The 5,318-nt window shown below is 62.7% G+C and carries 5 protein-coding genes; 3 read left to right on the top strand and 2 right to left on the bottom strand.

Annotated features, from left to right (window positions below):
• Nucleotides 1-457 precede the first annotated feature (457 nt).
• The gene (locus BFW87_RS23920) at nt 458-1,237 is read left to right on the top strand and encodes a TSUP family transporter (RefSeq protein WP_078742180.1); all 780 of its coding nucleotides are present in this window, start codon (nt 458-460) and stop codon (nt 1,235-1,237) included.
• Here the strand turns inward: BFW87_RS23920 and nudC are convergent.
• Both nudC and BFW87_RS23910 read right to left on the bottom strand, forming a co-directional pair.
• Entirely contained in the window at nt 1,205-2,038 is an 834-nt protein-coding gene (gene nudC, locus BFW87_RS23915) for an NAD(+) diphosphatase (protein ID WP_078742179.1), read from the bottom strand. The two genes, BFW87_RS23920 and nudC, sit on opposite strands and share 33 nt — an antisense overlap.
• Before the next feature lie 5 nt (nt 2,039-2,043).
• Entirely contained in the window at nt 2,044-2,856 is an 813-nt protein-coding gene (locus tag BFW87_RS23910; RefSeq protein ID WP_078742178.1) for a crotonase/enoyl-CoA hydratase family protein, read from the bottom strand.
• A 192-nt stretch (nt 2,857-3,048) separates the two neighbouring features.
• On the opposite strand from BFW87_RS23910, the gene BFW87_RS23905 reads away from it, so the two are divergent.
• Complete coding sequence (locus tag BFW87_RS23905) at nt 3,049-4,317, top strand: chloride channel protein (protein ID WP_078742177.1); 1,269 nt, start codon at nt 3,049-3,051, stop codon at nt 4,315-4,317.
• A gap of 286 nt (nt 4,318-4,603) precedes the next feature.
• Entirely contained in the window at nt 4,604-5,158 is a 555-nt protein-coding gene (locus BFW87_RS23900; RefSeq protein ID WP_078742176.1) for a UPF0149 family protein, read from the top strand.
• Nucleotides 5,159-5,318: the final 160 nt, after the last annotated feature.

Below are 5,318 nucleotides of genomic sequence, written 5' to 3'. Positions count from 1 at the left end.
CCCACATTTGGATCTCCATTTTGTCTGGGGGAACGCGGTCTGCTCTAGCAAAAACAGCGCTTTGATCCAACCACTCAGGTCGGCTCTCAGGCCGCCGTGCTTTAGATTTTGATTTTGATCTGAGGCGCCCCGTTAACCACGCTGGCCGAACGCAGGCTTGAATCCGTGGGTAACCCGGCAGGACGCCGGGTTAGCCGCGCTGGGCCAAGGATGGCCCATCGCGGCGGCCCACGGATTCAAGCCGGAGTGAGGGCACACCGAGCCTAGGCGAGGTGCCGAGTGGTGGGGCAAGAGCCCTTTGGTTACTTTGGGGCTCTTTTCCAAAGTGACCCGCCGTAAGGGCGGAACCAATACCAGCCATTACCGCAGAAATGGATATCCCCCCAGCACCAGAGGTACCATACCCACCTTCAGCGCAGCCCCTTTCGCCGCGCCCTGCCAACAATAAGCCACCCCCATGCCCTTCGAACTCAGCGTAGACCTCACCACCCTGGCCATCCTCGCCGTCGTTGCCTTCATCGCCGGCTTCATCGACGCCATCGCCGGCGGCGGCGGCCTGCTCACCACCCCCGCCCTGCTCACCGCCGGCATGCCGCCGCACCTGGTGCTGGGCACCAACAAACTCAGCTCCACCTTCGGCTCCGCCACCGCGAGCTTCACCTTCTACCGGCGCAAACTCTTCCACCCGCGCCAATGGGTGCACGCCATCGTCGGCACAGCCATCGGGGCCCTGGCCGGCGCCGTGGTCGCCCACTACCTCCCCGCCGAAACCCTGAACAAAATGCTCCCGGTGATCGTCTTCGCCTGTGGCATCTACCTGCTGTTCGGCGGCACACCCAAGGCCCCCCTGGACGCCAACGCACCGATCAAAAAGAAATGGCAATCCACCCAAGGCTTCAGCCTGGGTTTCTACGATGGCGTGGCGGGCCCCGGCACGGGCGCGTTCTGGACCGTCAGCACGATGCTGCTGCACCCCCTCGACCTGGTCAAAGCCAGCGGTGTGGCGCGCAGCATGAACTTCGTCAGCAACGCAGCGGCGCTGACGGTGTTCATCATCAATGGCTCAGTGGACTGGATTGTCGGCCTGGCCATGGGCGTTTCAGTGATGTGTGGCGCCTTCTTTGGCGCACGCAGCGCCATCAGCGGCGGCGCCAAATTCATTCGGCCGGTGTTTATCACCGTGGTCCTCGGCCTGACCGTGCGCTTAGCCTGGCAACACTGGTTCAGCGTGACCTAAGCGGCGGGCCAGGTAAAGGTCGATCAGGTAACGCGCAATCGAACGTGACGCCGGCAACGGCGGCAGGTCGTGGATGTTGAACCACTGCGCGTCTTCGATCTCATCGGCCTGGGGCAATATGTCGCCACCGGCGTATTCGGCGTGAAAACCGAGCATCATCGAGTGTGGGAACGGCCAGCACTGGCTGCCCATGTACTGGATGTTCTTGACCTCCACCTGCACTTCTTCACGCACCTCGCGGATCAGACAGTCTTCGGCCGACTCGCCCGGCTCGGCAAACCCGGCCAGGGTGCTGTAGACGCCCGTGACAAAGCGCGGTGAACGCGCCAGCAGGATCTCGTCGCCACGGGTCACCAGCACGATCATGCTCGGCGAAATCCGCGGGTAGCTGCGCAGGTCGCAGGCCTGGCAAAACATCGCACGCTCGCGTGGCACCTGCACCATGGCCTGGCCACAGCTGCCGCAAAAACGGTGCTCGCGCGCCCAGGTGCCGATCTGCGCCGCGTAACCCAGCACTTTGTAGAGGGTGTGATCGCCTTGCAGCATAAAGCCGCGCAGGCCCTGCCAGCTGCAACCGGGTACGTCGGCGGCGTCGTTCAGTTCCAGCAAGTACACCGGCTCGCCGTCGAGATGGCCGATGCCGTGCTCGGCAAACACCGACAGGTCCTGGCGCTTGAGCCATTCACGCGGAAACAGCGGGCCATTGGTGTCATGCAAAAAGCCCTCGCGGCTGCGGGCAACGGCCCAGCCGCCCGGGGCGTCGTTGTCCAGCAGCGTTGTGGTAATCCAGCCTGGGGTCATGTCAGTCAATCCACGAATTCGGGTTTCTGCTTACTCATATGGGCCGCGATGGCCACGCGCAGGTCGTTGGATTGCAACATAGCCGAGTTCCAGGTGGCAACGTATTCCAGACCATCTTTGACTGTGTGGTCACGCATGTAGCTGATCATGGCCTTGGTGCCGGTCACGGCAATCGGCGACTTGGCGGCGATTTCCCGGGCGATCTCCATCACCCCGGCCAGCAGGCTGTCCTGATCGGCATACACACGGTTGACCAAGCCGATACTGCGCGCTTCTTCGGCACCGAACTGGCGGCCGGTGTAAGCCAGCTCGCGCAGCATGCCGTCGCCGATAATGCGCGGCAGGCGTTGCAGGGTACCGACGTCGGCGGCCATGCCAATGTCGATCTCCTTGATCGAGAACTGCGCGCCTTCGGCGGCGTAGCGCATGTCGCACGCGCTGATCAGGTCAATCGCGCCACCGATGCAATAGCCCTGAATGGCGGCCAGTACCGGCTTGCGGCAGTTGTCGACGGCGTTGAACGAGGCTTGCAGCTCCAGAATCTTGCGGCGCAGCAGGCGCGCGTTGCGGCCCACGTCCTTGCCAAAGTCATTGGCCACCGAGGCCAGCATCATCAGGTCGATGCCGGAGGAGAAATGCTTGCCGGCGCCGCTGAGCACCACGGCGCGCACGGCATCGGTGTCTTCGACCCATTGAAAAATATCGATGATTTCGGTCCAGAACGCGGCGTTCATCGCGTTGATCTTTTCCGGGCGGTTGATCTGCACATGGGCAACGTTGCCGGTGAGTTCGACGACGAAAGCTTGGTATTCGGACATGGCAGTGATCCCTGACTGGCGAGTGATAAGGCCCGAACTATAACAAGGGTGTGTGACGGCGCATCGGCCAAAAACGGGACTGGCAAAGGTAATGAAATGTTGTGGCCGCAGGGTTCATGCAGCAGCGATACATTTCACGCCGGAAGCGCCCCTTATCGGCTATACAATCAGGGCCATTGTCAGGAGCCGTTTATGCCGTCCACGTTTCGTTCATCGTTGATTCTGGCCCTGGTGGTCGTGCTGACCGGTATCGGCGCGGGCTTGGGCGGGATGCTCCTGGCGTTGCTGCTGCATGGTGTTCAACATCTGGCTTACGGCTACAGCCTCGATAGCCTGGTCAGCCCTGAAACCTTCCTGCTGGGCGTGACAGCGGCGGCGCCGGAACGCCGCGTGCTGGTGCTGGTGGTGTGCGGGCTGGTCGCCGGGTTGGGCTGGTGGACGATTTATCGCTATGGCCGCCCGCTGGTGAGCGTCAAGCAGGCGGTGTCCGAAAAAATGCCGATCATGCCGCCCAAAACCACCCTCGCCCACGCCGTGCTGCAAATCGTCACGGTGGCCCTCGGCTCGCCCTTGGGGCGTGAAGTGGCGCCACGGGAAGTTGGCGCGCTGGTCGGCACCTGGCTGTCACAACGGGCGCGCCTGACGCCGCAAATGCATCGGCTGATTGTCGCCTGTGGTGCCGGTGCCGGTTTGGCGGCGGTTTATAACGTGCCGTTGGGCGGCGCGGTGTTTGTGCTGGAAGTGCTGGTGGGCGCATTCAGTTGGCCTGCGGCGGTGATCGCGCTGGCGACGTCGGCGATTGGCGCGTCAGTGGCGTGGATCGGCCTCGGGGCGGAATCGCAATACGTGGTGCCGCACTTCGGGCTGAGCCCGGCACTGATCGCTTGGGCTGTAGTCTGCGGGCCGGTGTTTGGCCTGGCGGCGTACGGGTTTACTCGCCTGACCGGCACGGCGCGGGCGAATGCCGCGCGGGGTTGGCGTTTGCCGGTGTTGTCGCTGATCAACTTCACGATTATCGGCGGCCTGGCGATGCTGCTGCCGCAGATCCTTGGCAACGGCAAAGGCCCGGCGCAACTTGGCTTCGACAATGAACTGAGCATCGGCGTGGCCGCATTACTGCTGGTGGTGAAGGTGCTGATCACCGCGAGCAGCCTGCGCGCCGGGGCCGAAGGCGGCCTGCTCACGCCGGGCCTGGCAAATGGCGCGCTGCTGGCAATTATCCTCGGCGGCGCCTGGAGCCTGGTGTGGCCCGGCGTGCCATTGGGCGCATTTGCGATCATTGGCGCTGCGGCGTTCCTCGCGTCCAGCATGAGCATGCCGCTGACCGCGATTGTACTGGTGGCCGAATTTACCCGCATCGACCATGACTTTCTGGTACCGATCATCCTGGCGGTGGTGGGTTCGATGTGCGTGAGCAAGTGGTGCCAAAGCCGGGAAAGTACTGGAAAAAAACCGGCCTAACCCCCCTGACAGGCACTGCTTCTGTGGCGAGCGGGCTTGTCGAATCGTCGCACCGCCCGCGTTGGGCTGCGCAGCGGCCCTAAAACCTGCCAACGCGATCTGCCTGACACACTGCGTTGATATTACTTGGGGCTGCTGCGCAGCCCAACGCGGGGCAAGCCCGCTCGCCACAGGGTATTCGTTGCCTGTTCCTTAACACAAAGGTCTTGAAAGGCATGGCCCCAAGTACCATCCTTCGCGCTTTAAGCCGCCCCATCAGCGGCGCTCGACGCTCAAAGGAACCGCCATGCACGCCCAACCCCTCGCCCCCGCCGATTTCGAATTCATCGAAGACACCCTGCTCAAATACGGCGACGACCATTCGGTGCTGAACCTGGCCGAACTCGACGGCTACTTCACCGCGCTGGTCTCAAGCCCTGCGCAAGTGGACGTCGGCGAGTGGTTTCCGGCCATCTTCGGCGGGCAGAACCCGAACTGGGAAAGCGTCGACGAAGCCCAGCGGTTCCTCGAGTTGTGCGTGCGCCACATGAACACCCTGGCCGCGCAACTGGCCACCGACGCCCAAGGCTTCAAGGCACGTTTCGATGACACCGAGCACCAAGGCCAGACCGTCACACTCGCTGAAGAATGGTGTTTCGGTTATATCCGCGGCGCCGCCATCGGCAACTGGCCAGAGATGCCCGCCGAACAAGCCGCGCAACTCGAAAAAATCTCCTGGTGCGCCGAACAGGACAACTTTGAACTGCCCGCAGACCTGGATGTAAACGCCCATCAACAACGCGCCAGCGAAATCGAACCCGCAGCGCGAGCGCTGCACGATTACTGGTTGGCAAAACGATAATTCAGCTTCTGCTCTAGCTTTTGCTCTGGCTTTTGATCTCGATCTTGATCTCAGACGCCCCGTCAAACACGCTGGCCGGAATTCGACATGGATTTGGGGGGTAAACCGGCAGGGATGCCGGTTTAGCCGCCCCGCGCCATGGATGGCGCGTGGCGGCGGC

This window comes from Pseudomonas fluorescens (genome assembly GCF_002022275.1).
GTDB lineage: Bacteria > Pseudomonadota > Gammaproteobacteria > Pseudomonadales > Pseudomonadaceae > Aquipseudomonas > Aquipseudomonas fluorescens_AJ.
The sequence above is the reverse complement of the archived record's forward strand: the minus strand, read 5'-3'. Positions and strand labels throughout refer to the sequence as shown.

Coding starts and splice junctions, on each gene's coding strand:
- BFW87_RS23920 (WP_078742180.1), top strand. CDS start 458: ATGCCCTTCGAACTCAGCGTAGACCTCACCACCCTGGCCATCCTCGCC.
- nudC (WP_078742179.1), bottom strand. CDS start 2,038: ATGACCCCAGGCTGGATTACCACAACGCTGCTGGACAACGACGCCCCG.
- BFW87_RS23910 (WP_078742178.1), bottom strand. CDS start 2,856: ATGTCCGAATACCAAGCTTTCGTCGTCGAACTCACCGGCAACGTTGCC.
- BFW87_RS23905 (WP_078742177.1), top strand. CDS start 3,049: ATGCCGTCCACGTTTCGTTCATCGTTGATTCTGGCCCTGGTGGTCGTG.
- BFW87_RS23900 (WP_078742176.1), top strand. CDS start 4,604: ATGCACGCCCAACCCCTCGCCCCCGCCGATTTCGAATTCATCGAAGAC.